Source organism: Variovorax sp. GW460-12-1-14-LB1 (assembly GCF_059423605.1).
In genome coordinates this window covers 1-2845 of the sequence record NZ_JBWKYF010000155.1, presented here as the reverse complement: position 1 = coordinate 2845, position 2845 = coordinate 1, and the positions used below count along the sequence as shown (strand labels likewise).

Here is a 2845-nt window from a genome sequence, read left to right as displayed (position 1 = left end):
TGAGCCGGCTGGCTCGCAAAGAGGGTGGGTCAATATTCGATGGAAATCGCGGGTCAGGATTCCATGGAAATCAACAGACAGGCGTCTCTCGATGGTAGCGGTAGCCTCTTGGCAGTTCAACGACTGGCTGCTTCCAGTGGCGGATTCAACCGGTCGATGCAACAAACTACCACCGCGTAGGCGGAAGGAGTGTTGCAGTTGGACAAGATTGACGGCGACGCGCCACTACTACAAGAAGTTCGAGAATTGCAGAGGTGCAATGTTAGTTGCGCTAGGCCCCACACGCCGTCGCTGGGAGTTCTTGTCCACGTGACGAAAGTTCCTAGGCTTGCTGCTTGAGCTCGCGACGGATTTCCTCAGTCAATACAGACACTTCCGAAGAGCGAAGCCGGTATTCAGAGGTGACCTGCTCCTGGCTCTTGTTGGCGAGGAAGAACAGCTTCCCCGCTACCTCCAATAGGAGACTGACCAATCTCGAGCTTCGATCCAGTTGGTTGGATTGCACCCAGCGGTCGAGTGCTCCGCGGGAGAGCCCGTAAAGCTCCTCCCCCCAGCCGGCACCGTTCACAGCGAAAAGAATGTCTCGCTGCGCAGCAATGCGATTGTTGAACTCGGTCATCGACGTACCTCGGCAAGCAGCTGTGACATCCACGCTTGGACAACAGTAGTTGCCCTGAGTGCAAGCATAACTTCTTCCTGTGTCAGCGCTACGCCAATGCCGCGCGTCGACAGCACTCTGGCGCGCGTGAGCACATCGAAGGCACCGGCTTCCACGCCCAACGGAATATCGATCAGCATAGGCGACCTTCTGGAGAAGACCGGGCTTCCCCGCCAAAGCGAGTAGCAGGTGGCGAGATTTCTGACGCTCAGGAACATGCAAGACAGATTGAACGTGGCGTTGACGTGGGTTTGTGTCAGCTGATGGGCGGATTCGGTGAAAAGCCGAGCGAACTTGTTGCAGTCCTCGATGCCTGACCTGTACGCTCCGGGCGCGCCCAACGACCCCAGAAAATCCACACCATCGGATGAGAACAGGAGCTTGGACTCCAGATACAGGTGCCACGCAAAAGGGTTGCCCTCGGCCCACAGGTCACGCAGCCGCGCATGCTGGTAGATGGAAAATTTCTCGCTGTCGAGATCAGGGCCGGGTCCGGTGATGCAGGCAAGCAGGTCAACGTCCGAGGATCGATCCACCTCACCGCGGCATATTGAACCGAACGCGTAGTAGTGCGTGCTCATCGACGGCCGAAACGCTTCACCAAAAGCGCAGTGAGCAGTGAGAGGGCCACCAGCCGGGCCGCGACGATCAGCGATGCAGCGGTGGTGGTGTGCAAGGGGCGTGAAAGCGTGCCCAAGAATATGGCTGGTGCGTCTTTCAAGCTCTGCCAGTAGTCGAGGATCGTCGCCGAACCGTTGGACGCATTTGCGTCGTAGATCGCAATAGCCACCATCGCAAAGAGGATCGTTCTGAGCAACTTGGGAATGCTCTCCCCATTTCCCCAGACGAAGTGAAGCACCCAGAACTCGACCCAGGCCAGGAACTGACGCACGCGGCGCAAGCCGGGGTACTTCTTGCGATGAAACTCCTCTTCGGATGCCCAGGATTCGAGCAGGTGACGCGCGGTGGCGTGGAGCTCGAGCGTGATGGCTTCGTTGACGGCCTTGGCGTCACCAATTTGCTGAAAGTTCATTCGCAACGAGCGCGCGAAACGCATCTTGAGATTTTCTTCCGTGGGGTTCCACACCGTCAGAATGTCCGAATCGACCTGACAGCGCTCAAACGTCGCATAGTTGAACTTCGAGCCAGGGAAACTTGAACCTTGAAAACTACAACCGATGAATCGGCAGCCCGTGAAGTTGCACGAGTCAAAAACACAATTTCGCAGGTAGCAGCCGTCCAACACGCTGTGCTCAAACGACACATTCGTGAATTTGATGCCTATCGCATTCAGGCGGGTGAAAACCTTGTACTTGAATGCTGAAGCCTCATCCACCACGTTGCGCGGAACATATTGGTCGGCAATGAGTTGTCTGTTACCGGGGGAGAAATGTTCCGGAATCGGAGGAAAGGGTTCGGTTGCCATAGCAGGCCCAGGATGGATATGGCTCACGCCCGCTTGCACGAAGACCAAGCGGCAAACAACCAAGTGGGCCAGACATCTCGATTATGTCTTGCAGCACCATTGTTGCGCGTGGGCGACGCCCACCAGCGAACTGATGCCGCCCCCGCAAGCGCAGGGAGAGGCGACCTAGGAGGCAGCGCAAGCGGCCGACCTGAATAGGACGGTCCGGCGTACTCGGACGAATTGGATGGCGCTCGACATTGAACCCGATGAAGAGAACCCCGTCGCGACGCTCACGGTCACCGCTACGGACGGCAGCGATTTGGCCCAGGTGCGGGTCAAGCCGGACCATCAGCTCAGCCGTGGCTCGGCACAACGCTGGGCCGACGCGGGCTCCGCGCGAAGACTAGGGCGGGCGCTCGCCTGCCCGCTTTGGCAGGTCGCTAAAGGCCCTTTGTCGCCCGTTTCGCGCGCTTGCTCAGTGCCTCTGCCACCCGCGAAGCACTGGCCACGGCTTTCCATGATGGTCTCTCATCGAGTTGATAGTCATGAAGATGACTCCTTCTCCAAGGGGCTTTCCACGAGTAACCATGCTGGTTGTGTCAGGCCTTGAGGTTCAGAGGGTGCCCGCCAGAGGTTCTACTGTCCGCCGTGCCTCGCAGCAGTCATTCATCGGCAGAAGGGTGACCGGCAGTTCTCAGTCTCAGGACTAAACCGCTCGCGCGGTAGCCCGCCGCCAAGACCGCGCCGCGGGTAGAGATCGTGCCCTTGTCTATGTTGGT

General features: G+C 58.3%; 3 protein-coding genes. All 3 read right to left on the bottom strand.

What is annotated here, in order from left to right; genetic code table 11:
- Positions 1 to 322: 322 nt before the first annotated feature.
- Genes AC07Y4_RS32835 through AC07Y4_RS32825 form a run of 3 tightly spaced genes read right to left on the bottom strand, consistent with a single transcriptional unit; the run spans position 323 to position 2084 of the window.
- Entirely contained in the window at positions 323 to 619 is a 297-nt protein-coding gene (locus AC07Y4_RS32835) for a hypothetical protein (RefSeq protein ID WP_057597295.1), read from the bottom strand.
- A complete protein-coding gene (locus tag AC07Y4_RS32830; RefSeq protein WP_057597296.1) occupies positions 616 to 1239 on the bottom strand; it encodes a nucleotidyltransferase domain-containing protein in 624 nt (207 codons plus the stop codon). Before AC07Y4_RS32830 ends, AC07Y4_RS32835 begins: the two co-directional genes overlap by 4 nt.
- Positions 1236 to 2084, bottom strand: coding sequence for a pentapeptide repeat-containing protein (locus AC07Y4_RS32825; RefSeq protein WP_057597297.1), 849 nt, complete (start codon positions 2082 to 2084; stop codon positions 1236 to 1238). Before AC07Y4_RS32825 ends, AC07Y4_RS32830 begins: the two co-directional genes overlap by 4 nt.
- Between the last annotated feature and the right edge of the window lie 761 nt (positions 2085 to 2845).

Excerpts from the sequence above, each read along its gene's own strand:
- AC07Y4_RS32825 (WP_057597297.1), bottom strand. The coding sequence starts at position 2,084 with ATGGCAACCGAACCCTTTCCTCCGATTCCGGAACATTTCTCCCCCGGT.
- AC07Y4_RS32835 (WP_057597295.1), bottom strand. The coding sequence starts at position 619 with ATGACCGAGTTCAACAATCGCATTGCTGCGCAGCGAGACATTCTTTTC.
- AC07Y4_RS32830 (WP_057597296.1), bottom strand. The coding sequence starts at position 1,239 with ATGAGCACGCACTACTACGCGTTCGGTTCAATATGCCGCGGTGAGGTG.